We start from the raw sequence: 23,153 nt of genomic DNA on the forward strand, positions 1-23,153 counted from the left end.
CGCAACCCGTATCGTGACGCGCGGCATTTCTTAAGAACACTTGCGCCGGCAGACTCAACAGCGCCCCAAGTAAGGGGCGCCTTGAGTATCATCCTAGAACCGCAATTCGAGCCCGAGCTCATACTTCACGGCATGGTCGGCAACAGGCGCATAGATGCGCCCTGGGAGAAACATGCCGAAGTACGAGAATACGCGGGCATAGGGATTGACGAAGTAGTCCATCAACACGTCGAACTCTTGTCCCACGTCCTTGGTCGGTCCGCCGACTGCTGTGGTTTTGAAGGCGAGTGCTTGGCTCAAGACGGGTTGGGGACCGAGCGCGCCCGTCCCAGCCGGCTGGGCGACCGAAGCTCGGAGATAGGTCCAGGCCACCTTCGCCTGGAATTTGTCAGTCGGTTTCACGATCACATAGGGCTGGAGAAACGTGATATTTGAGAAGCCGCTGCCGCGGCGGGTGTCGAACCCGCGGCCATTGAAGCCGTGGACGTCGTCGGAAAAGAGAAAATTGTACCGGAAGCTGGTCTCGTCAACAAACAGGCTGTCGAAGTTGGTGTTCTTCCCGTCGTTCGGCTTGTTGTCACCGCTGCCGAACCCAAAGGTCGCGCCCAAGGACAAGAAGTCGTCCTTGTCGATTCGCACGATCTCCGAGGGCAGCGTGTACCGGAGGTCCAGATAGGCCAGATAGGCCCGGTTATCTTCGCGCGTGCCGGGGATGCCGCCCGCGCTTCCTGAGATTACGGGCGTAGTCCCGCTCAGGTGAGCCAATTCAAACGCATAGTCCATGCGGCCAAGCCGGCCGGAGCCGTTCACATCAATGTATTGGTTTTGCTTGTTGACTCCCTCAACCGTCGTATCGAACATCTTCCAGACAAAGAGCTGGAGCCGGTTCATGGGTTGGGGGTTATAGTTGAAGATCAGCATCACCCCTTCCAGACTTTCTTCCTTCCCATTCGCATCATTGACCTTATTTTGAGTCGTCTGATTGATGGCGTTTATCCCTGAGCCTTGTGTCTGGAAGGTCTGACCGGCCTGGTTGGAGATGGATCGTCCGGTGGAACCGTAGACATAGTTGAGTTGTGTGCTGAATTGCGCAGTCCAGCTTTTGGAAACCGCGATCATGTCCCGGGGTATATGGCCCACGATTCCATTGCCAACATGGGCATACTGGCGGCCGAGTCTCACCTGAGCCCAGCCGTCATATTGGAGGTAATAGAGCTGGGGATTGACGATCCATTGCCGCTGACCCGCTGCTCCGAGGGAGCCGGAATCGTTTCCGAGCAGGACCCCGTCGTTAAACTGGTCGCCGGCGTAGTCGATGGACGCCACAGCCATGACAGGGCCGCGCTTGATCGCACTGGTAACGTAGCCGCGCATGGTCGAGAAGCGGAGGCGAGTGTCGTCTTTGCACGAAGTGTCGAAGGAGCAGGATGAGCCGTTTGCAAACGTTCGATTTGCGGCGGTGCTGCCTAGAGCGTTCCGCGTATCCGAAAAATTATCGTAGAGGTTGAATCGGAAGCGGTTATAGGACTGGAGTTCTAATTCCCATCCCGGGCCAGTCGTCGGTTTCGGCGCCTCCAATTGGAGTTGGGGCTCCGGCGAACACTCCATAAAGCCGGGGCATACGATCGGGTGATACGGCCGTAGCTCTTCCGGTTTCCGCATGCGGACGCGAACGCGCGGTTCTGGGGCAGGAGGCGGTTCGGCCGTCTGTTCCAAGTGCTCAAGGCGCCGCCGCATCTCTTCCTGTTCGCTCGCATGAAGCTTCTCTATCTTGTCCATCGTCGCCTTCAGTTCTTCGACGGTCTGGGCGAACGCCGGCGTGGTCTCAAGCGAGCACTGAAGGCCGAACAGCCCTACAGCAATCATGCCGATGAGGAATCCTTGCGAGCAATTCATCTGGAGCGAAGTAAGAGAAGTCTGACAAGTTGCTAGGATGCGGGTCTGAAACATCAGGAGGCCTGTTCCCCGGAATACGGTGTGTATTGTTCGGGGCGAGCAGGACGCAGATGGCCACGGCTCGTTTGACGCATTGCCGTGGCGATGACTCGGACTAATGTCTCGGTCCTCAATAAGCCCCTTCTGAAGGGAGCCCCCGGTTAGCACGATTGCACGGCGCCATTCCTCCGGCCCAGGCACGGATGATCTCAGGCCTGTTATTCCTGTTAGAACTATCACCGAGAAGCCAAGTCGCTCAGTAAGGCATCTTACAGATCTGATGCGGATGGGTATGGCAGGGTGACCCTGTCGTGTTTGCGAAGATGGTGCTTCGGCTTGCAGGGGGCTCTGGGAAGACCTGTGGGCAAGATTCTGGCTGTCCCTGACCGTTGGAGACCGGTCATCACAATTGGGGTGCCATCGCCGGATGAGTATCAAAAGACGAGCGGTTGCTGAATATGGATGCGAGGATGGATGGCGGGATGTGCTCTAAAGCAAGTGCCAGCCACGCCCGATTCAGTCGCACTGGTGAACCCTTCGGTCCACATGCTGTCTACGCCAGCGCTCTAACACGAGAGGAACTAACGGACTCCGGCGAGACAGGAGCGTGACGGTGTTCTGTCGCGCTCGTCTCCTCGTGAATCTTGTGAGAGGCACGGTCGTGCTGGCCGGAGTGCTCCTGCAATCCGCGCCCGTCTCGGCGCAATGGTCGGGAGAGATCCAGAACAACCTCTTTTATACCAACGATGTGGGTCTCTTCTCCGCCACCCGCAGACTGTCTCTGCAGAACGACCCCACCCAGCCAGTCGTGGACCGAACCGGACAGGGGAGCGACATGGTCTATGAGCCGTCGGTCGACGTTCGGCGGGCCTTCGAGTCACGTTGGGGCCGCACCGAGTTGTCGGCGCAGGCGCAAGGCTTCGTCTTTGCCGGGAATCCGGTGTTCAACCACGGGTCCTACCGTCTGCGTCTGACACAAGATGTTGCGTCCGAGACAGTCGTGCGGCTGTACTATTTTTATGGACCCAACCTGTTCTTAGGCAAGAACGAGGAGCGCCGCTCCGGGAAGGAACTGCTGGTCGATGAACGCGTGACGACTCATTTTGGGAGCGCCCACCTGGAGCGCCGCGTGGCCTCGAGCGTGACGGTGCGACTCCTCGGGCGCTACGGCTTGCGACAATACAATCAAGCCTTCAGCGAACGTGACACGAGCTTCTGGACGGTCGGCCCGCACATTGAATGGATCGTGACTCCGCGGGTTCAATTGCTGCTGGGGTACCATTACGAGCGAGGCCTGGCCGACGGACGAAACCAACCACAGGTCCACGATGACATTTCTTACGTCAACCACTATGCCTCGGCCGAACTGGTCGTACAGGCGACGGACAGGATCAGTGTCCTTCTCGGATTCGACTATGAGCGTAATAATTTTACGAGTGGCCTCGCGGACGATGTGCATCGCGGAGCCCATGAGAACGTCTATCAGGGCGATCTGGAATTTCAGTATCGTTTCACCGACGCGATGACCCTGAAGTTCGGCTGTCAACATGGCAGTCGGAAGTTTAGCTTCGAACCCACCTCGGCCAGCAATACAAACCTGTGGCTCGGCGCGGATTTCAAGTTTTGAGCGATGTATGGCGCGCGATCGTGCAGAGCCAGGCCACTTCTTGCCCTAGGCCTCTACAATATCCCAAGTCCTGTAAGTTGTATGACAGTTACCAACGTCGAGATCGTGCAGGATGTGTCTTAATGTCCCTGAGAAACTTGAAGAATGCCATGTTGAGCTCGACGCCCTGTGAAAGCAGGCTGAATTATCCCGATTTCACTCGTGCTATAAAATTGTGACACGCCTTACTGAGGAGATCTCCATGCCCCGTCCGGATAGACCCTCCGCTCCCTCCCGGCTGCGGAAACGGCTGCCGTTCCGTACGCTCCTCAAATGGGCTGCCTTTCTCCTGCTCATCCTTGGCGGGTACGGGCTCAGCTTCTGGTTCGATTTCAGCGAACTCCTGCATCCGGAACGGATTACCGGCTGGCTTCAGCAAGCGGGACCATGGGCGCCGCTGATCTTTATGGCGCTGATGGCGGCGAGCGTCGTGATCAGCCCAATTCCGAGTCTGCCGCTGGACATCGCCGCCGGCGCTACCTTCGGCCCGATGCTGGGCACCGCCTATGCCGTATTCGGCGCGGAGATCGGCGCGATCGCGAGCTTTTTCATCGGACGGATGTTGGGACAGGAAGTTCTGACCAAACTGCTGCGCACCAACGTCGCGTTCTGCGAACGATGCTCGGACCGGCATCTGGCGATCTTTGTTCTGCTGGCCCGGCTGGTCCCGCTCTTCTCGTTCGACGTGATCAGTTATGGCGCCGGCCTGACCAACATGTCCCTCCGGGCCTTCGCCCTGGCCACGTTTGTCGGGATGATTCCGCCGACCTTCGCGCTGACCTATGCGGGCAGTCGAGTCGCCTCTGGCGTGTGGCTGATGATGGTGTCCGGTCTGGCCATGGTGGCCATGATGGTGCTTCTTCCGAAGCTGGTGCTCCGTTACCCCACCGCGCGCTGGGTTCGCCTGCTGCGCGGTGAGATGCCGGTCGCGGACCATGCACATGTTCCGTCCATGCAACCGGTGGCTGTGACCATAGACGGCGCCCCGCGATGCGATTCCTGCGGCGGACCGTTGAGTTAAGACAGGCACGGCTCTCCGTGTCCGGCCGACGAACAATCAACCCGGAGCGCTTACGAATCGCCGATGGCTCCGTCGCTGCTTCATACGACTATCCTGACCCTGCTCGCGCTGGCCGCTTTCGCCGGCAACTCGGTACTGTGCAGGTTGGCCCTCACCCGTACGGACATCGATCCGGCGAGCTTTTCCAGCATCCGCCTCGCCTCAGGCGCCGTCACGCTCTGGCTGATCGTCCGGTGTTGCCGAGCACGCCCGGAGTTTGGGGGATCCTGGTCATCGGCCGGCGCGCTGTTCCTCTATGCCGCCGCCTTCTCGTTTGCTTACATGACGTTGCCGACCGGTACGGGGGCGTTGCTGCTCTTTGGCGCCGTGCAAGCCACGATGATCGGGGCAGGACTGTGGGCCGGCGAACGGATGAGCACAGGGCAATGGGGAGGGTTCGTCCTCGCGCTGGGCGGCCTGGCTGCCCTACTGTCGCCGGGGCTTTCGTCTCCGCCCCTCGGCGGGTCGGTCTTGATGCTCGCAGCCGGCCTCGCCTGGGGAATCTATTCGTTGCAGGGCCGGCATCGTGACGATCCGGCCGGCGCAACGGCGGGAAACTTTTTACGGACGCTTCCGCTGGCGGGGCTGTTGAGCCTGGCGGCCTGGCCCTGGATGCGGCTGGATGGAGCCGGCGCGCTCTACGCCGTCCTGTCCGGCGCATTCGCGTCCGGCGTGGGCTATGCGGTCTGGTACGCCGCGTTGCGCGGGCTGACGGCCACCCGCGCCGCGACAGTTCAGCTCTGCGTGCCGGTTCTGGCGGCGTTCGGTGGCGTCGGTTTTCTGGGAGAGCCGGTTACATCACGCCTGGTCATAGCCGCGACTGCGATTCTCGGCGGCGTCGCGCTGGTTCTTTTCCGTCGCACCGCTCACAGCGGATAAACCCCTATCCTCGCGACGAATATCCTCAACTCAATTTGCCCGAATTGTCAGCTGCGTCACAGAGTGCTTGAAGGCCAACTGATAGGGTGCGGCCATCATAACCTGAAGCATCGCGTCACTCCAACCTGGCCCTCACCCAACGAGGACCTGATTCGGGCAGAGGAGGATCCCATGTCACGCAAACACGAGTGGAAAACGAACGGCGGCAAGACCGAGGCGGAGAAGCCAAATGCGTCACAGTTACAGCAGGAAATCGAACAGCTGGCCTACACCCTTTTTTGCCAGTGCGGCTATGAGCATGGTCACGATCTTGAGCACTGGGCTGAGGCTGAACGGCGGGTGCACGAACGGCATCGGGGAAAAGGCACGAAGGGCGAATAGTCTGCATGGTGCTCATGATGCTGAGCCGTCCCCATGTTTCGGCCCTGCCGCCACGGTTGCCCTTGAAAGGAAATAAATCTTGAGCTTGTTGCGTTCAATGCCAGGGGCCTCGTTGATCGATATTTTTCTGGCTGGTCCTGAATTTGCGCGGCCTCTGCATGAATTTGCTCAGCAGCGAATGCGAACTCCTTCACCCTTTACCGATCGCTGCGCTTTCTGCGAATTTTCGCACACTGAGGCGCGGCCAGGCATGGGCATGACCGGCAACTGATCCAACAGCTCGGGCTGAATCTCGCGGAAGCGGACGTCACTGAGCGGCTGAAGCCGGTCTTCCGCTATGTGCGCAAACTGACCCTCCTGCCGGACCAAGTCAATCAGGCCGATGTCACGGCTATCTATGAGGCAGGGTGGGACGACACTGCCCTGTCCCACGCAGTACTGGTTTGCGCCTCTTTCAATTTCATGAATCGGTGGGTGGACGGTTTGGGGATTGAAGCCGACCCCGCGGTGGCGCGGAGGGCCGGCGAGATGCTGCACCAGAAAGGCTATACGGCAGTCATCGAGTTGCTGGATCACGCCCGGATACGAAGTCTGCCCGTCGGAGCAACAGGGGAGGCAAAGTCCGTTTCCTCCTAAGCGCCTATGAGTTGGCGTGACACGCACTCTTGCCTCAACGGCGTACCGGCTCAACGTCTGTTCGCTGGCGTACGCCTGCCTGTGATCGACGCCGGACGATGACGGCGGCCTCGAATTTCTCCCCCCGTTCAAAGCAAGAAACATCGAGCCTGTCCGAGGCTTCGCAGTCGATCCGGAATATCGGAGCCTGCATCGAAAAAGAACGTTCCTCAGCCATACAGAATATTCGGTGTAAGCCGTTGGGAAATTAGACAGCTCTGTGATTCTCGAGCAGTGCGTGAAGGGTGGCACATCGCATGCTTTGCTATTGAGACAGGAGTGCCCGTGATTTCTGAAATGGGACATCAAACAATCAAACAAAAGGCTGGGTGGTCGATGGCGTTACAACGTGGGAGCCTCAGGAGTATCGATCAGAATTGTGCAAAAAAGTCAGGTTGGATGGTCACACTCTGGGCGTTCTCTGTGGGCCTGCTCATGGTCATCGCGGGGTGTAGCACGGCTCCTGCCCCTCTTCAAGCAGTGGAGTCGCCGGCTCTATCCACAGCGCCGCGCGAGGGGTCCGAGCCGGAGCCGAAGACGGCATCTCCGCGTGAGGGAGCCGGTGCGGTGGCGAGTGCGACATCCGATCGGGACGAGTTCTTCGATCCCTTTGCCAAATCGGACGGCCCGGCCGCCGACGAGTACGACCCATGGGAACCGTTCAACAGCACGATGTTCGAGTTTAACCGCAAGGTCGATCGATTCGCATTGAAACCGCTCGCCCAGGGTTATGACTTTGTGGTGCCCGATGCAGCGCAAATCGGCGTCAGCAACTTTTTTTCCAACCTGCGATTCGTGCCGCGCTTCATGAACAACCTCTTTCAAGGCAAGGTCACAGGGGCCGGCGCGGAGATGGGCCGATTCCTCATAAACTCGACGCTCGGCGTCGGAGGCTTCCTGGATATCGCCACACACATGGATTTGCAGACGCCGGAAGAGGACACCGGCCAGACGCTCGGTTTCTATGGCGTCGCCCCGGGTCCCTACCTGGTTCTTCCGCTTATGCCGCCGTTCAGTCTCCGCGACGCGTTCGGGTATACCGTGGACCTCTTCCTGGATCCTATCAATTGGCTGGTCTTGCCTTTGATCGAGGTCAATGGGGTGCCGTCGGCGATCGCCCATAAGCACCGGACAACGACGTTCATGATCCGGCTCGGAAGGCAGGTGGAAGAAGTCACCAACGACCGCTCTCTCAATCTGGAGAAGTTCCAAGGCGTGGAAGAAGCGACACTCGATCTCTATGCGGCGGTTCGTAACGCGTACTTGCAGAAGCGCGCGAAGGCGGTTCGAGAATGATCGGTTCAACGGCAGTTCATTCATGACCGGTTGGAAAAATGGAGGATCGTATGAAGCATGTGAACGACAACAATAGCGCACTGTGGTCGATCGTGTTGGCCGGCGGCGAAGGGACGCGCGTCAGTTCCTTCGTGCAGCGCTGGCTCGGCAAGCAGAAGCCCAAGCAGTTTTGCACCTTTGTCGGCACACGCTCCCTGCTCCAGCATACGTTAGACCGTGCGGCGCGCCTTGCGCCGGTGGAGCGATCGGTCCTCGTCGTCGCGCCAGCCCACCGTCAAGAGGCCATGTCGCAGGTGGAGGGGCGCGGGGTCGGGACTCTGTTGTTTCAACCGGCCAACCGGGATACGGCGGCCGGCGTATTTTTGCCGTTGACCCATATCCGTGCGCGAGATCCTCAGGCCACCGTCGTCATCTACCCCTCCGACCACTTTGTCTATCCGGAAGAGAAGTTCCTCGACACCGTGCGATACGCCGTTCGGGCTGCCGAGTTGCTGCGCGATCAGATCGTCTTGCTCGGGGTCGCGCCGGACCGGCTTGAGCTGGATTACGGCTGGATCTTGCCGGGGCAACAGATTCCTCGTGCCGGAAGGAAGCTGGTCCAGACGGTTCAGCGATTCCTGGAGAAGCCGACGGCGCAACAGGCCGACGAGGCTCTGTCGAGCCATGCGCTCTGGAACACGATGGTCATGACCGCCAAGGTGGACACTCTCTGGCAACTGGGCCGGCGGTGCTTCCCAGAACTGGTGGAACGGTTCGAACGGCTCGGGCGGGCCATCGGCACGCTGGAAGAGGCTCGGGTCCTGGAAGCGATTTACCGCGATATGCCGGTCAGGAATTTTTCGTCCGATCTGCTCCAGCAGGTGCCGGATCGCGCGGCGGTGACCGAACTGACGAATGCGCTGTGGAGCGATTGGGGCAGGCCGGAACGCATCGCCGACGCGCTGCGCCGGATCGATCGCACCCCGGCCTTTCCTTTAGAGGCTCTCAGCAGCCCCTTTGCGCCGATTTCCGATGCGCACACTCTCGCCGCGAGGGTCTGAGCGCGCGCGCCATCACGTGAGCGTGAATTGTGCGGCGATACGTAAGCCCGCTCACAGACGTCTCGCCTTGAACCTGATAGCGTACGACACAGAATGACGAGAAGGCCATTCGCCTGAATCTAGATTGCGGAAGGACGGCTCCATGCGGAATGTGAACAGATTGGAATCTCAACGATGACAACAACACCATCAATCGATCAGCAATGCATCAATACGATCCGGACTCTATCGATGGACGCTGTGCAAGCCGCGAACTCCGGGCATCCCGGCACGGCGATGGCTCTGGCGCCGGTCGTCTACAGTCTGTGGCAGCACGGGCTGCGGTTTGACCCCGGCGATCCCATCTGGCCCAATCGCGACCGGTTCGTGCTCTCGATCGGGCATGCCTCCATGCTGCTTTATTCGCTCCTGCATCTGTGTGGCGTGAAAGCGGTCAATCCGGCCTATGAAACGGTGGGAGAGTTCTCGGTCACCCTGGACGACATCAAGAAATTCCGCCAGCTGGACAGCAAGTGTCCCGGCCATCCGGAATATCGCTGGACCTCCGGCGTGGAAACGACGACCGGCCCGCTGGGCCAAGGCGTCGCGACGAGCGTCGGCATGGCCATGGCGAGCCGGTGGATGGGCGCGCAGTTCAATCGTCCGGAGTTCCGGATGATCGATTACGACGTCTACGCCCTCTGTGGCGATGGATGCATGATGGAGGGGGTGACGGGAGAGGCGGCGTCGTTGGCCGGGCATCTCAAGCTTTCGAACCTCTGCTGGATCTACGACAACAACCAGATCACGATTGAAGGCCGCACGGACTTGGCCTTCACCGAGGATGTGGCGACCCGCTTCATCGCCTACGGGTGGAACGTGACGCGGGTCGGCGATGCCAACGATCTGGCGATGCTCGACCGGGCCTTGACCGTCTTTCGCCACTGCGAAGACCGGCCCACCTTGATTATCGTCGACAGCCACATTGGCTACGGCGCCCCGCACAAGCAGGACAGCAGCGCGGCGCATGGAGAGCCGTTGGGCGAAGAGGAAATCAGGCTGGCGAAGCACCAGTACGGGTGGCCGGAAGAGGCGACGTTCCTCGTGCCGCCCGGCGTGCCGGAGCATTTTCAGCGCCTCATGGGCGCACGCGGACGAGCGGCACGCGAACAGTGGATGGCACGATTCACGATCTACAAGCTGCAGTATCCGGAATTGGCGGACGCGCTCTATCGGATGCAGCACCGGCAACTGCCGGATGGCTGGGACCGGGATCTGCCGATTTTTCCACCAGACCAGAAGGGCCTGGCCGGACGCGATGCCTCAGCACAGGTGTTGAACGCCGTGGCCCGGCGAGTGCCCTGGCTCATCGGAGGCTCAGCAGACCTTACGCCCTCCACCAAGACACGGCTCACCGTCGAGGGCGCCGGCGATTTCTCGCCTGCCGACTACAGCGGCCGCAACCTCCACTTCGGCGTGCGCGAACATGCCATGGGCGCGATCTTGAACGGGTTGTCCCTCTCGAAGGTACGGGCCTTCGGGTCCGGCTTTTTAATCTTCAGCGACTATGCGAAGCCGGCGATCAGATTGAGCGCGATCATGGAGATTCCCGTCATTCATGTCTTCACGCACGACTCGATTGGCGTGGGAGAAGATGGGCCTACGCATCAGCCGATCGAACAATTGGCTTCCCTGCGAGCGGTCCCCGGCCTCCTGGTTATTCGCCCGGCGGATGCCAATGAGGTGACGGAGGCCTGGCGCGTGATCATGCGGCTCCACCATCAGCCGGCGATACTCGTCCTCAGCCGGCAGGCGCTTCCGACGTTGGACCGAACGGCCTACGCCTCGGCCTCCGGCTTGGAAAAGGGCGCCTATGTGCTCGCCGACGCGCCAGGTGGAACGCCGGAAATCTTGTTGCTGGCGACCGGCAGCGAGGTATCGCTCTGTGTCGCCGCCTACGAACGACTCATCGCCGAAGGCATCCAAGCTCGCGTGGTGAGTATGCCCTCGTGGGAACTCTTCGAGCGGCAGAATCAGGCTTATCGAGACCAGGTGCTCCCTCCGCAGGTCACGGCTCGCATTTCCGTCGAGCAAGCCGCGACGACCGGCTGGGATCGGTATATCGGCCTGGCGGGGACGAGCATTGGCATGAACACATTCGGCGCATCGGCGCCCCTCAAGACGCTGCAGCAGAAGTTCGGGTTTACTCCGGAACATCTGATCGCCGTGGTCAAGGAACAATTGGCGCACAGCCGGTCACGCAAGGCAGCCATTGTGTGAACCCATGAATCTTTTCAGCGAAGGGCCTGCTCGGCCGAAGCCGGGCACGCAGACGACGACGACAAGGAATGAACCCCATTGAAGGAGATGATCTCATGGATCCATCACAGGCCAGCGCCATGAATCCGGTGCGCGCACTCCAGACATTCGGGCAATCTGTCTGGCTCGATTACATCAGGCGAAGTCTGATCGCCAGCGGGGAATTGCAACGATTGATCGTTGACGATGGGTTGCGCGGCATCACCTCGAACCCGGCCATCTTCGAGAAAGCCATGACCGGCAGTACCGACTACCAGCAGGCGCTGCAGGCGCTTGGCAGAAGACGGGACTTGGATGCGAAGGGGCGCTACGAGCAGTTGGCCATCGAAGATATTCAAGCCGCGGCCGACCTGCTGCAGCCGGTCTATGCCAGGACGAAGCGGCGAGACGGCTATGTGAGCCTGGAGGTCTCGCCTCATCTGGCCCGCGATACGCGAGGCACGCTCGAAGAGGCGCGGCGACTGTGGGACGCCGTCGGGCGCGACAACCTCATGATCAAAGTGCCGGCCACCCCGGAAGGAATCCCTGCCATCGTCCAATTGATCAGTAAGGGGATCAATGTCAACGTCACGCTCCTTTTTGCGCAGGAGACCTACGAGCTGGTCGCTGAGGCCTACCTCACGGGCTTGGAACAGTTGGCGGCGCGTGGTGGCGATGTCGGGATCGTGGCGAGCGTCGCCAGCTTTTTCATCAGCCGTATCGATACGGCGGTCGACAGTGTGCTGGCCACGCGTCTCAAGATCTCCACGAACGAGACAGAGCAGGCGTTACTCAAAAGCCTCCAAGGAACCGTGGCCATTGCGAATGCCAAGTTGGCCTATCAACGGTACCGGAGGCTGTTCTCCGGTCCACGCTGGGAGGCGCTGGCCAAGCGCGGGGCCATGACCCAACGGGTGCTCTGGGCCAGTACCGGCACGAAAAATCCCGCCTATCGCGACGTGATGTATGTGGAGGAGCTGATCGGTTCTGACACGGTCAACACGGTTCCCCCGGCGACGTTCGAGGCCTTTCGCGATCACGGACGCCCACAGAGCCGGCTCACCGAAGGGATTGAGGAGGCGGCGGACACCATGCGCTTGCTCGAACGAGCGGGGCTCTCGATGAAGGAGATGACCGACCGGCTCCTACAAGAAGGGTTACAGCTGTTTCGTGATGCCTTCGACACGCTCCTCACCGCCGTTGAGCAGCAGGGCAAGGCGGACGCGTCCTCCGGCGTCAATCACTACTCCTACGCCTTGCCAACGCCTCTGGCGGCTGCCGTGCACGCTTCCCTGAAAGAATGGAGCGGCGGCAACAAGGTGCGTCGGTTGTGGGCTCGCGATCCGTCTCTCTGGACCGGGAAGGACGAAGGCCGATGGCTCGGCTGGCTGGGGATCACGGAAGACCAACTGGCGCAGCTCCACGTGTTCACCAGCCTTGCTGAAGAGGCCGCACAGGGAGGATTCACGCATGCCCTGGTCTTGGGAATGGGCGGCTCAAGCCTCTGTCCCGATGTTCTGAAGACGACCTTCGGAGTGCGGGAGGGCTATCCGGAGTTGCTCGTGCTGGATTCAACCGATCCGGCCCAGATCAAAACGATCGAGAGGAAGATCAACCCGGCGACGACGCTGTTTATCGTCTCGAGCAAGTCCGGAGGCACCCTCGAGCCGAACATCTTCACGCAATATTTCTTCGACGTGGTCCAGCGCCAGGTCGGAGCGAAAGAGGCAGCCCGACGGTTCATCGCCATCACCGATCCCGGCTCGGCGCTGCAACAGACGGCACAAGCAGCGGGCTTTGGCCATCTCTTGTTCGGAGTTCCCAGCATCGGAGGCCGGTATTCCGCGCTGTCGAACTTCGGCATGGCGCCTGCCGCCCTGACGGGCGTCGACGTGCCCAGATTGCTCAACCGGGCCGAGATCATGGTGCAGGCCTGCGCCTCCTCGGTACCGGTCGAGGAGAATCCCGGCCTGGTGCTCGGCGCGATTCTGGGTGTGCTCGCCGGACAAGGCCGCGACAAAGTGACGATCATGGCGTCGCCCGGCGTGGCATCGTTCGGCGCCTGGCTTGAGCAACTGCTGGCCGAATCGACCGGCAAGGAAGGCAAGGGGATCATCCCCGTCGACCGGGAAGCGGCCGGGACTCCGAGCGTCTACGGAGCGGACCGTCTATTCGTCTACATCCGCTTGCAGTCTGGGCCTGACAAGCATCAGGACGATGCCGTCGATACGCTTGAGCAAGCGGGACAACCGGTGGTCCGCATCGCGGTGGCCGACAGATACGATCTGGGGCAAGAGTTCTTCCGCTGGGAATTCGCCACGGCAGTCGCGGGATCAATCATGGGCCTCAATCCGTTCAACCAGCCGGACGTGGAAGCCAGCAAAATCGTAACCAAGCAGTTGACGTCCGCGTATGAACGGACCGGAACGCTCCCGCCGGAATCTCCGTTCCTGGACGCGCAGGGCATCACATTGTATGCCGATCCAGTCTATGGCGAGATACTCACGGCGGTGGCGGGCCCATCTCCGTCGCTGACGAATTATCTGAGTGCCCATCTGAATCAACTCGCGGCGGGCGATTACTTCGCGCTGCTGGCCTATCTCGACATGAACGGCGCGCATGAGGCGTGGCTCCAAGCCCTCCGTCATCGCGTGCGAGACACCAAGCGCGTCGCGACCTGCCTAGGTTTCGGGCCTCGGTTCCTCCATTCCACAGGCCAGGCCTACAAAGGGGGGCCAGACAGCGGCGTCTTTCTCCAAATCACCTGCGAGAATGCCGCAGACCTGCCGGTGCCGGGACAGCGCTATACGTTCGGGATCGTCAAGGCGGCGCAGGCGCGCGGAGATTTTCAGGTCTTGGCAGAGCGAGGCCGGCGGCTGTTGCGGGTGCACCTGGGCGACGACGTGCCGGCGGGGCTGGCCATTCTCAAACGAGCGATGGAACAGGCGTTGGCCTGAGGAAACGTTGACCATGTCATGCAGGAATGTGATCGATTCAGTCTGGAGGAAACGATGACCGAGCCACAGGCAGATGCCATCGTGCTGTTCGGCGCCACCGGCGATTTGGCGTTCAAGAAAATCTTTCCCGCCTTGCAGGCGATGATTAAGCGGGGCCACTTGACCGTTCCGGTCATCGGCGTGGCCAAGGCCAATCGCGATCTCACACAACTGCGGGATCGCGTCCGTGAAAGTCTCTCCCGGCACGGCGGGGGAGTCGATGAGGCGGCGTTTGCCAAGCTGGTGGAGCTGCTGCGGTACGTCGACGGCGACTACCGCGAAGAGGAGACCTTTGTCCGTCTCCGCCAGGAACTCGGCGGCGCGCTGCGTCCTCTCTATTATCTGGCGATTCCGCCCAGCATGTTTCCCACGGTGATCGAGGGATTGGGCAAATCGGGCTGCTCCCGTGGCGCAAGGGTGGTGGTCGAAAAACCCTTCGGGCGGGATCTGGCGTCGGCCCAGGCCCTCAACCGCACGCTGCATACCGTCTTCGACGAATCGGCCATTTTCCGGATCGACCATTATCTGGGCAAGGAGTCGATTCAGAACCTCTTGTACTTCCGTTTTGCCAATTCGTTTCTGGAGCCGATCTGGAATCGCACGTATGTGGACAGTGTGCAGATCACGATGGCGGAACAGTTTGGTGTATCCGGCCGCGGCGGATTTTACGAAGAGACCGGCGCGCTTCGCGACGTGGTCCAGAACCACCTGCTGCAGGTCGTGGCGAATCTGGCGATGGAGCCGCCGGTCAGCGGCGCGGGGGAAGCGTTGCGCGACGAGCGCGTGAAGGTCTTCAAACGGATGCGGCCACTCACCGGGCAGACCCTGGTGCGCGGCCAGTTTCGCGGTTACCGCGCCGAGCCGGGGGTGGCGTCCGATTCTCAAGTCGAAACCTTCGCGTCCCTGCAAGTGCATCTCGATTCGTGGCGCTGGGAAGGGGTGCCCTTCTTTGTCCGAGCCGGCAAACAGCTGCCGGTCACCGCGACGGAGGTCATTGTGACGCTGAAACGTCCGCCGCAGAACGTCTTTGGCGAGACGCTCAACGGGCCGCGCAATTACGTTCGCTTCCGGCTCGGCCCCGATCGGGTGGCGGTGGCGATCGGCGCGCGCGCCAAAATCCCCGGCGACAAGATGCTCGGAGACGAAACCGAACTCTTTGTCAGCCATCAGCGAGGGGATGAAATGGAAGCTTACGAACGGCTGATCGGTGACGCGATGGCCGGTGATCCGTCGCTGTTCGCGCGCCAGGACGGCGTCGAGGCCAGCTGGCGCGTGGTGGATCCGATTCTGAGGATGCTCACGCCGGTCTATGAATACGACCCGGGCACCTGGGGGCCGTACGAATCGCACGCCCTGATCGCGCCGTTCGGCGGGTGGCGGAGCCCGAAAGAGCATGCATGACCATTTTCGGATTGAACCACGCGGTCGAGGTGGGCGCGCGATGTCTGAACGCAGGAGGGCGAAGATTATGAAGGTCTTGGTCGTGGATGTCGGCGGGACAAGCGTCAAGATACTGGCGTCGGGACAGCGGACCGTGCGGAAGTTTCGCTCGGGACCGGAGTTAACGGCAGCGCAGATGGTGGCAGGTGTGGTGAAAGCGGCGAAGGACTGGAGGTTCGACGCGGTCTCGATCGGATACCCGGGACCAGTAAACGGGGGGACGATCTTGGAGGAGCCGAAGAACCTGGGAACCGGGTGGGTCGGATTCGATTTTGAGAAGGCCTTCGGACGTCCCGTCAAGGTGATCAACGATGCGGCCATGCAGGCTCTAGGCAGCTATGAGGGAGGCCGGATGCTCTTCCTCGGCCTGGGCACAGGGCTTGGGTCGGCGTTGATTGCTGATTGGATACTCATGCCGATGGAGCTCGCCCATTTACCCTACAAGAAAGGCAGAACCTTTGAGGATTATGCGGGGCTCCGTGGACTCGAACGACTCGGCAAGAAGAAATGGCAGCGGGCGGTTGACGATGTCGTGAGCCGTTTGAAAGCAGCCTTGGTGGCCGATTACGTGGTACTGGGGGGAGGAAACGCGAAGAAGTTACAGCCGATCCCGGACGGCGCCCGGCTCGGCGACAATGCCCATGCGTTCACCGGCGGGCGGCGGCTGTGGGAGGAGAGAGGGATATGACGGTGAAGACACCACGACAAGGAACGGCGAAGAAGACGAAGGCGCAACGCGTGGTCTTTCTGCTCGATGTCGACAATACGCTGCTCGATAACGATCGAGTAGCCGCCGATCTGCGTCGGCATCTCGAACGAGAAGTCGGGCACGCGTGTGAGCGGTATTACTGGAGGATTTTCGAGCAACTGCGCGCGGAACTCGGCTACGCCGACTACCTCGGGGCTCTGCAACGGTACCGGATCGAGCATGTCCACGATCACAACCTGTTGGCGATTTCCTCATTCCTGGTGAACTATCCCTTTGCGAACCGGCTCTATCCGAACTCGCTGGACGTGGTGGAACGGTGCAGAGCATGGGGAACGCCCGTCATTCTGTCCGACGGGGATGTGGTGTTCCAGCCGCGCAAGGTCGAGCGGTCGGGACTGTTCGAGGCGGTCGATGGCCACGTCTTGATCTATATTCATAAAGAGCATGAGTTGGATGCGGTCGAGCGCCGCTATCCCGCCGATCATTATGTGCTGGTGGACGACAAGCTCCGCATCCTCACAGCAGTCAAGCAGGCCTGGGGGCCACGGGTGACGACCGTGTTTCCACGCCAGGGACATTACGCCATCGATCCAGCCATCCTCGCGGCGTACCCAGCGGCTGATATCACTCTGGATCGAATCGGCAATCTGCTCGAATATGACCTGCACCAGTTAGTCTCTGCCGGTCAGAATTATACGCATCCACCCGTGGGGAAGAAGGCTCATGTGGGAGGACGGCTCACTCGTAGAGCCAACGCTCGTTGAGTGGGCACGAAGAGGGCTCGATACTGAGACACGTTTCTGCAATGCAAACAGTTCATTGGCGACACGAGCGCGGCGGATAGGCCGGCGCAGAAGGAGTGAGACTCATGCAATTGGGAATGATCGGCCTCGGGAAAATGGGGGCCAATATGGTGCGGCGGTTGATGCGAGGGGGCCATCAGTGCGTCGTGTACGACAGGAATCCGGAGCATGTCCAACGGCTGGTCGCCGAAGGCGCCGTCGGGGCCGATTCCCTGGACGATCTGGCCGGCAGGCTGTCAGCGCCGCGAGCGGTGTGGGTGATGGTACCGGCGGGAGAGGCCACGGAAACGACCGTGCAGGCGCTTGGGCAGCGACTTGAGCCGAACGACATTGTCATCGACGGAGGAAACTCCTACTTCAAAGACGATGTCCGGCGCGCCGGATCGCTCAAGAATCGGAACCTCCACTACGTCGATGTGGGCACCAGCGGAGGAACCTGGGGCTTGGATCGGGGCTATTGCTTGATGATCGGCGGGCCGAACGCGGCCGTGCACCATCTCGATCCCATCTTCCGCACGCTGGCCCCCGGCCGAGGCGATATTCCACGCACTCCCGGCCGGAGCACCGTCACGGGTACGGCGGAGGAAGGGTATTTGTATTGCGGACCGTCCGGCGCCGGGCATTTCGTCAAGATGGTGCACAACGGAATCGAGTACGGCCTGATGCAGGCCTACGCCGAAGGCTTTGACATCTTTCGGCATGCCAACTCGGAGAACCTCCCCAAAGATATGCAGTATGACTTGAATTTGCCGGAGATCGCCGAGGTTTGGCGGCGCGGCAGCGTGGTGGGATCGTGGCTGCTCGATTTGACCGCCGCGGCGCTGGTGGAAAATCCGGACCTCTCCAATTTCACCGGCGCAGTGCAAGATTCCGGAGAAGGACGATGGACCGTCATGGCGGCCATCGAAGAGGGGGTTCGAGCGGATGTGCTCTCCGCGTCGCTCTACACGCGATTCCGTTCAAGGCAAGATCACTCGTTTGCCGAGAAGGTGCTCTCCGCGATGCGCTACCAATTCGGCGGCCATGTCGAACAGCCGCGACAGTAAAGAGGACTGGCCCACTCGGCTTCGTCGGCAGGCGGGCATATTGTTCTTGCGAAGGAGTGACTCATGAAAGCGATTGCCGTGATTCCCGGACAGGCCCACAGCGTGCACCTGGCGGATATTCCTAAGCCACAGCTCACCGATATCCCTGATGGGCGCGGGGTCCTGGTGAAAGTGCTGCGCGTCGGCGTCGATGGGACAGACAAGGAAATCAATGCAGCCGAGTACGGCGCCGCGCCGCCTGGCGAACAGATTCTGGTCCTTGGCCACGAAAGTTTCGGCGTCGTCGAGGCGGTCGGCCCGCACGTGACGGATCTGTCGCCTGGTGATTTTGTCGTGGCGACGGTGCGCCGTTCTGGATCCAGTTTGTACGATCAGATCGGGACCTACGACATGACGACGGATGACCAGTATTTCGAACGCGGCATCAATCTCCGCCATGGGTTCCTGACGGAATATTATGTGGACGATGCGGAATATATCGTGAAGGTCCCGCCGGGGTTGAAGGAAGAGGGCGTTTTGCTTGAGCCGGCCAGCGTCATTGAGAAAGGGATCGCCCAGGCCTTTGAGATACAGCGACGGCTGCGTGTCTGGCGGCCGAAGCGGGCGGCGGTGCTGGGAGCGGGGCCCATCGGATTACTGGCCACCATGGCGCTGCGCTTAAAAGGCATCCAGGTCTGCACATTCGCGCTCTCGAAACCACCCTATGTGAACTCCGATCTCGTCAAAGAAATCGGCGGGTGTTACCACAGCACGAAGGATCTTTCCCTCTCAGCGGCCGCGCGCGATCATGGACCCTACGATCTCATTTTCGAAGCCACCGGTGTGGCATCGCTGGTCTTTGAAGCGATGAACATTCTCGGGAAAAACGGTGTCTTGGTGTTGTCGGGGGTATCGGGAGGGGGACGGTCCGTCGAGGTGCCGGGGGATCGCATCAATCTCGGATTTGTCCTGGGCAACAAAGTGGTCGTGGGAACGGTGAATGCCAATCGCGAATACTTTGAAATGGGAGTCAAAGATTTGGCCCATGCGCAGCTGCAATGGCCCGGTTGGCCGGCGAAGCTCTTGACCCATCCCATCCAAGGACTGGATCGGTATCAGGACATGATGCGCACCCTGACGGACACGAAAGGCGCCATAAAGGTGTTCGTGAATGTGGCGCCGATTCCTGATTGATTGGCGAGTCCGGCGCCGGCCTTACAGCCTGACTCCTTGAATAACCGACCGGCATTTCCGCCGCCGTCCACTATAGAAAGAACCGGCCATGTCATCCAAACCCGTGAAGTCCGCTCCGAGAAAAGGCGTTTCGCCGAAAAGCGCTCCGCAGCCCACCACACCGCGGAAGGATCCGCAGCCGCCTCGAGCGTCCGCCAAGGCACGCCCCAAGGCAAAGGGGAAGACAGCCCCGCGCGCAGCATCGTTCGCTTCAGTCAGTGAAGAGCAGCGGTTGGAGGAGTCCCGATCGCGAACCGTACATTGGAAGCGATGGGGACCGTACCTGAGCGAGCGGCAATGGGGCACCGTCCGTGAGGACTATAGTCCAGGCGGCACGGCCTGGGAGTTTTTCCCGCACGATCACGCCCGTTCGCGGGCGTATCGGTGGGGAGAAGACGGCCTCGGAGGCATTTCTGACCGCCATCAAAAAATCTGCCTGGCCTTCGCCCTCTGGAATGGCCGTGATCCCATTTTGAAAGAACGTCTGTTCGGCCTCACCGGCAACGAAGGCAACCATGGGGAAGATGTCAAGGAAGCGTATTTTTATCTCGATTCCACGCCGACGCATTCCTACATGAAGTTTCTCTACAAATATCCGCAAGCGGAATTCCCTTATACCAGGCTCGTCGAAGAAAACCGGCGGCGCGGGAAACAGGACCGGGAATACGAACTCCGCGAGACCGGTGTGTTCGACGACAATCGCTACTTCGATGTCGTTATCGAATATGCCAAGGCTTCCCATGAGGATATCCTGATTCTCATCACGGTCCACAATCGAGGACCGGAAGCGGCCGATCTGCATCTGCTCCCCACCCTCTGGTTCCGTAACACCTGGTCGTGGGGAGAACAGTCCTCCCGTCCCATACTCAAACGGGACCACGCCTTAGGCGAGGCCATGGTGATCAACGTCGATCATGACCAATACGGTCCTCGCTGGCTGTTGTGCGACGCCACTCCCGACCTGTTGTTTACGGAGAACGAGACCAACGTGCAGCGCTTATGGGGCATGACGAATGCCACGCCATACGTAAAAGACGCGTTTCACGACTATGTCATCCATGGCAAGGCGGACGCCGTCAACCCTCAGGGTATCGGGACCAAGGCGGCCGCGCATTATCATGCTCTGATTCCTCCTGGGGAACAGGCCACCTATCGATTGCGGTTGACGAACCGCCCGCCGACCGAAGGGATGCTGGGCAAAGAATTCGACAGGGTCTTTTCTGCGAGGAAGCAGGAAGCCGACGACTTCTATGCCGCCCGGGCGCCTCATTGCCTCTCGAAGGATGGTTGCAATATTCAGCGGCAGGCCTTCGCGGGTCTTCTGTGGAGCAAGCAATTCTATCATTACGACGTGCGGACATGGCTGCGCGGCGATCCGGCCGGCCCGACGCCTCCCGAGGGACATCGTCAGGGACGAAACCGTGACTGGCAACATCTGTATAACGAAGACATCCTCTCCATGCCGGACAAATGGGAATATCCCTGGTATGCCGCCTGGGATTTGGCCTTTCATTGCATTCCTCTGGCACTCGTCGATCCTGATTTTGCCAAGGAACAGCTCGTGCTGCTCTTGCGCGAATGGTACATGCATCCCAACGGGCAAATGCCCGCCTATGAATGGGCCTTCGGTGATGTGAATCCTCCCGTCCATGCCTGGGCTGCCTGGCGCGTGTACAAAATCGAAAAACGCCTCCGCGGCAAGGGTGATCGCACCTTTTTGGCTAGGGTTTTTCAAAAGCTCTTGTTGAACTTCACCTGGTGGGTCAATCGCAAGGACGCGGAAGGCCGGAATATTTTCCAAGGCGGATTCTTGGGCTTCGACAACATCGGCCTCTTCGATCGCTCCGCGCCATTGCCCATGGGCGGGCATATCGATCAGTCGGACGGCACGAGTTGGATGGGGATGTATTGCCTGAATATGCTCGCTATCGCGCTGGAGCTGGGGCAAGAAGATCAGGCCTATGCCGATATGGCCAGCAAATTCCTGGAGCATTTCGTGCACATCTCGCACGCCATCAACCATCGTGGCGAGGATGGATTGTCCCTCTGGGACGAGGACGACGGATTTTATTATGACGTCCTGCATTTTCCGGACGGCCATCATCAGCAAATGAAAGTGCGGTCCATGGTCGGATTGCTCCCGCTCTTTGCCGTCGAGACGCTGGAGCCGGACGTGGTGGACGCGCTGCCGGATTTTAAGCGGCGGATGAAGTGGTTTATCGAGAATGAACCGGAGTTTCGCCGCCACGTGAGCACGACCACATTACCGGACGGGTCGGTGCGGCGCATGCTGTCCATCGTCGATCCGGAGCGTCTGCCGCGGGTCTTACGATATCTCTTGGGCGAGGGAGAGTTTCTTTCCCCTTACGGGATTCGCGCCCTCTCCAAATATCATCGCGACCATCCCTATCGGCTGCACATTGACGGAACCGAACACCGTGTCGACTATGAACCGGCGGAATCGACGACGGGCCTTTTCGGAGGGAATTCGAATTGGCGGGGCCCTATCTGGTTCCCGGTGAATTATCTGTTGATTGAGTCGCTCCAGAAGTTCCATCATTTTCTTGGCGACTCGTTCACGGTCGACTGCCCGACGGATTCGGGACAATCCCGCACCTTGTGGCAAGTGGCTGCGGAACTGTCTCGGCGCCTGAACCATATTTTCCTCCGTGATGACACCGGTCAACGACCGGTGGATGGAGGGCTTGAGATGCTTCGCCATGACCCCTACTGGCGCGACCTCATCCAATTCCACGAATACTTTCATGGGGAGACCGGAGCAGGACTGGGGGCCAGTCATCAAACCGGGTGGACGGGGCTGGTCGCCAAATTGCTCGAACAATCGGGAGAATAATGGACGATCGCCTGACAGCGTCCAGCCCTGCGCGCCCACTCAGAGAAGCGTCAGAGGTTCAGCGCTGGAACGACGCGGGAAGCGGAATGTGGGATGCGCTCAGACGCCACTGGCCGGAATATCTTATGGAAGCGGCCGGGCTGGGACTGTTCATGCTGTCCGCCGTCGTGTTTGCGACCGTGATGGAGCATCCTTCGTCGCCGGTGCGGGCCGCCATCGATACTCCGTTGTACCGCCGCATTCCCATGGGCCTCGCGATGGGACTCACGGCTATCGGCATTATCTACTCGCCGTGGGGCAAGCGATCGGGCGCACACATCAATCCGGCGGTCACGCTGACGTTTTATCGATTGGGAAAGATGACCCGGTGGGACGCCATCCTGTATGTCCTGGCTCAGTGTGCGGGCGGCCTCGTGGGCGTGGGACTGCCCGCATTGTTTATCGGCAACTACATGGCGCACCCTTCCGTGAATTACGTCGTCACCGTCCCGGGAGACAGTGGAGTGGTTGTCGCCTTCATGGCGGAACTTACGATCGCCTTTATCCTCATGATTGTTCTGTTGATGGCCATGAATCACGATCGTTTGGCTCCCTTGACGGGACTCTTTGCCGGCCTATTAGTGGCGGCCTACGTCGTCGTCGAGGCCCCCTTCTCGGGGTTTGGCATGAATCCGGCGAGAACGTTCGCGTCAGCGTTGCCGGCATGGCGATGGACCGGGTTTTGGCTGTACATGATTGCGCCCCCCGCGGGCATGCTCCTGGCCGCAGAGTTGTATGTGCGGATCAAGGGGCTTGGCGCCGTGATCTGCGCCAAGCTGCATCACCGCAATCCCACGCGATGCATTTTCCACTGCGGCTATGCGGCAGGGTCCTGACGTGAAAGG

Annotated in this window: 17 protein-coding genes; 16 read left to right on the forward strand and 1 reads right to left on the reverse strand. The window is 60.3% G+C overall.

From position 1 onward, the window contains the following. Nucleotides 1-93: 93 nt before the first annotated feature. Nucleotides 94-1,896 carry an alginate export family protein gene (locus KJA79_RS21195; RefSeq protein WP_213044095.1) on the reverse strand — a complete coding sequence of 601 codons (1,803 nt, stop codon included), beginning with the start codon at nucleotides 1,894-1,896 and terminating at the stop codon, nucleotides 94-96. A gap of 652 nt (nucleotides 1,897-2,548) precedes the next feature. On the opposite strand from KJA79_RS21195, the gene KJA79_RS21200 reads away from it, so the two are divergent. The 16 genes from KJA79_RS21200 (at nucleotide 2,549) to KJA79_RS21275 (ending at nucleotide 23,144) form a co-directional block, all read left to right on the forward strand. After that, entirely contained in the window at nucleotides 2,549-3,562 is a 1,014-nt protein-coding gene (locus KJA79_RS21200) for a TonB-dependent receptor (protein WP_213044096.1), read from the forward strand. Between the two features lie 241 nt (nucleotides 3,563-3,803). Next, nucleotides 3,804-4,622, forward strand: a complete 819-nt coding sequence (locus KJA79_RS21205; RefSeq protein ID WP_213044097.1) for a TVP38/TMEM64 family protein — start codon at nucleotides 3,804-3,806, stop codon at nucleotides 4,620-4,622. A gap of 63 nt (nucleotides 4,623-4,685) precedes the next feature. Further along, entirely contained in the window at nucleotides 4,686-5,540 is an 855-nt protein-coding gene (locus tag KJA79_RS21210) for a DMT family transporter (RefSeq protein WP_213044098.1), read from the forward strand. Nucleotides 5,541-5,711: 171 nt separating this feature from the next. Further along, complete coding sequence (locus KJA79_RS21215) at nucleotides 5,712-5,921, forward strand: DUF2934 domain-containing protein (protein ID WP_213044099.1); 210 nt, start codon at nucleotides 5,712-5,714, stop codon at nucleotides 5,919-5,921. 339 nt (nucleotides 5,922-6,260) lie between these two features. Continuing rightward, entirely contained in the window at nucleotides 6,261-6,557 is a 297-nt protein-coding gene (locus tag KJA79_RS21220) for a carboxymuconolactone decarboxylase family protein (RefSeq protein WP_213044100.1), read from the forward strand. Between the two features lie 606 nt (nucleotides 6,558-7,163). Beyond that, a complete protein-coding gene (locus KJA79_RS21225; protein ID WP_213044101.1) occupies nucleotides 7,164-7,892 on the forward strand; it encodes an MlaA family lipoprotein in 729 nt (242 codons plus the stop codon). Between the two features lie 50 nt (nucleotides 7,893-7,942). Continuing rightward, a complete protein-coding gene (locus tag KJA79_RS21230; protein WP_213044102.1) occupies nucleotides 7,943-8,932 on the forward strand; it encodes a sugar phosphate nucleotidyltransferase in 990 nt (329 codons plus the stop codon). A 174-nt stretch (nucleotides 8,933-9,106) separates the two neighbouring features. Next, nucleotides 9,107-11,191 carry a transketolase gene (gene tkt / locus KJA79_RS21235; protein ID WP_213044103.1) on the forward strand — a complete coding sequence of 695 codons (2,085 nt, stop codon included), beginning with the start codon at nucleotides 9,107-9,109 and terminating at the stop codon, nucleotides 11,189-11,191. Nucleotides 11,192-11,286: 95 nt separating this feature from the next. Then, entirely contained in the window at nucleotides 11,287-14,166 is a 2,880-nt protein-coding gene (locus KJA79_RS21240; RefSeq protein ID WP_213044104.1) for a bifunctional transaldolase/phosoglucose isomerase, read from the forward strand. A 54-nt stretch (nucleotides 14,167-14,220) separates the two neighbouring features. Further along, a complete protein-coding gene (gene zwf, locus KJA79_RS21245) occupies nucleotides 14,221-15,606 on the forward strand; it encodes a glucose-6-phosphate dehydrogenase (RefSeq protein ID WP_213044105.1) in 1,386 nt (461 codons plus the stop codon). 67 nt (nucleotides 15,607-15,673) lie between these two features. Beyond that, on the forward strand, nucleotides 15,674-16,333 hold the full coding sequence (locus KJA79_RS21250) for an ROK family protein (protein WP_213044106.1): 660 nt from the start codon (nucleotides 15,674-15,676) through the stop codon (nucleotides 16,331-16,333). Then, nucleotides 16,330-17,118, forward strand: a complete 789-nt coding sequence (locus KJA79_RS21255; protein WP_213044107.1) for an HAD family hydrolase — start codon at nucleotides 16,330-16,332, stop codon at nucleotides 17,116-17,118. The genes KJA79_RS21250 and KJA79_RS21255 overlap by 4 nt, the downstream gene beginning before the upstream one ends. 104 nt (nucleotides 17,119-17,222) lie before the next feature. Beyond that, nucleotides 17,223-18,203, forward strand: a complete 981-nt coding sequence (gene gnd / locus KJA79_RS21260; RefSeq protein ID WP_213044108.1) for a phosphogluconate dehydrogenase (NAD(+)-dependent, decarboxylating) — start codon at nucleotides 17,223-17,225, stop codon at nucleotides 18,201-18,203. Nucleotides 18,204-18,266: 63 nt separating this feature from the next. Further along, nucleotides 18,267-19,376 (forward strand): glucose 1-dehydrogenase, encoded by a 1,110-nt coding sequence (locus tag KJA79_RS21265; RefSeq protein ID WP_213044109.1) that lies wholly within the window; start codon nucleotides 18,267-18,269, stop codon nucleotides 19,374-19,376. An 88-nt stretch (nucleotides 19,377-19,464) separates the two neighbouring features. Then, entirely contained in the window at nucleotides 19,465-22,269 is a 2,805-nt protein-coding gene (locus tag KJA79_RS21270) for an MGH1-like glycoside hydrolase domain-containing protein (protein ID WP_213044110.1), read from the forward strand. A gap of 86 nt (nucleotides 22,270-22,355) precedes the next feature. Continuing rightward, nucleotides 22,356-23,144, forward strand: coding sequence for an aquaporin (locus KJA79_RS21275; RefSeq protein WP_425518131.1), 789 nt, complete (start codon nucleotides 22,356-22,358; stop codon nucleotides 23,142-23,144). The last annotated feature ends 9 nt before the right edge of the window (nucleotides 23,145-23,153 follow it).

The sequence above is a fragment of the Nitrospira defluvii genome, from assembly GCF_905220995.1.
Classification (GTDB): domain Bacteria; phylum Nitrospirota; class Nitrospiria; order Nitrospirales; family Nitrospiraceae; genus Nitrospira_A; species Nitrospira_A defluvii_C.

Excerpts from the sequence above, each read along its gene's own strand:
- gnd (WP_213044108.1), top strand. The coding sequence starts at position 17,223 with ATGCAATTGGGAATGATCGGCCTCGGGAAAATGGGGGCCAATATGGTG.
- KJA79_RS21265 (WP_213044109.1), top strand. The coding sequence starts at position 18,267 with ATGAAAGCGATTGCCGTGATTCCCGGACAGGCCCACAGCGTGCACCTG.
- KJA79_RS21255 (WP_213044107.1), top strand. The coding sequence starts at position 16,330 with ATGACGGTGAAGACACCACGACAAGGAACGGCGAAGAAGACGAAGGCG.
- KJA79_RS21270 (WP_213044110.1), top strand. The coding sequence starts at position 19,465 with ATGTCATCCAAACCCGTGAAGTCCGCTCCGAGAAAAGGCGTTTCGCCG.
- KJA79_RS21210 (WP_213044098.1), top strand. The coding sequence starts at position 4,686 with ATGGCTCCGTCGCTGCTTCATACGACTATCCTGACCCTGCTCGCGCTG.
- tkt (WP_213044103.1), top strand. The coding sequence starts at position 9,107 with ATGACAACAACACCATCAATCGATCAGCAATGCATCAATACGATCCGG.
- KJA79_RS21195 (WP_213044095.1), bottom strand. The coding sequence starts at position 1,896 with ATGAATTGCTCGCAAGGATTCCTCATCGGCATGATTGCTGTAGGGCTG.
- KJA79_RS21275 (WP_425518131.1), top strand. The coding sequence starts at position 22,356 with ATGTGGGATGCGCTCAGACGCCACTGGCCGGAATATCTTATGGAAGCG.
- KJA79_RS21250 (WP_213044106.1), top strand. The coding sequence starts at position 15,674 with ATGAAGGTCTTGGTCGTGGATGTCGGCGGGACAAGCGTCAAGATACTG.
- KJA79_RS21240 (WP_213044104.1), top strand. The coding sequence starts at position 11,287 with ATGGATCCATCACAGGCCAGCGCCATGAATCCGGTGCGCGCACTCCAG.
- KJA79_RS21205 (WP_213044097.1), top strand. The coding sequence starts at position 3,804 with ATGCCCCGTCCGGATAGACCCTCCGCTCCCTCCCGGCTGCGGAAACGG.
- KJA79_RS21230 (WP_213044102.1), top strand. The coding sequence starts at position 7,943 with ATGAAGCATGTGAACGACAACAATAGCGCACTGTGGTCGATCGTGTTG.
- KJA79_RS21215 (WP_213044099.1), top strand. The coding sequence starts at position 5,712 with ATGTCACGCAAACACGAGTGGAAAACGAACGGCGGCAAGACCGAGGCG.
- zwf (WP_213044105.1), top strand. The coding sequence starts at position 14,221 with ATGACCGAGCCACAGGCAGATGCCATCGTGCTGTTCGGCGCCACCGGC.